Source organism: Thalassotalea sp. PLHSN55, assembly GCF_052030545.1.
In the GTDB taxonomy this organism is placed as follows: domain Bacteria; phylum Pseudomonadota; class Gammaproteobacteria; order Enterobacterales; family Alteromonadaceae; genus CANMXU01.
Map to the genome: position 1 here is coordinate 1 of NZ_JBPDIH010000037.1, position 622 is coordinate 622.

Here is a 622-nt window from a genome sequence, read left to right on the forward strand (position 1 = left end):
ATAACGCCCCACTAAGAGGCAAAAAATAGTTGGTTAAAATAAGCGACGAAGGAGCAAAAACCAACTGTTTTTTGTCCTGCTTGAGTGACTTGTTAGGTATTTATAACTCCCACTCTTTTTCAAGGCGACTTAACATACGACTAATTATCTGCTTACGCATGTGAAGCTCTGTCATACAATTATGATCTGTACCATGAATAACCCTACCGCTAGATACAGAGTGAGCTTCTTGCTGAGTTAAATTAGTTTGGATAAAACCCCATATTGAAGAAGATAATATTATTTCTAGTGAATCGGCCTTATCTAATAATTCACGGGCATCTTTAATACGAGACTGTTTATACTCGATTGCTTTTCGCTTTTTTTCTATTCCCCAGTTAATCCAGGGAGCAAATAAAGAACCGATAGCTCCGCTGATAAGACCAATTAAAGCTACAACTACTGTCCCAATAACAGAAAAAGGCCATTCTTTGTCTTCCGGTGAAGTGTCTTTGGCTAATTGAATTTGAGCTTCAACAGTTTGTTCAGCCGAGAAAGCTTGCTGTGGATAAAAAACAAAAACATTTATGAGGATAAAAAATAGTATTCCGTACTTCACGAACTCTCCTAAATACCTAACGCC

Annotated in this window: 1 protein-coding gene; it reads right to left on the reverse strand. The window is 37.5% G+C overall.

Going from position 1 to position 622, the window contains the following annotated elements; translation table 11 throughout:
* Positions 1-100: 100 nt before the first annotated feature.
* On the reverse strand, positions 101-622 hold a 522-nt coding region (locus tag ACRRSQ_RS20605; RefSeq protein WP_440877657.1), incomplete at its 5' end, for a hypothetical protein.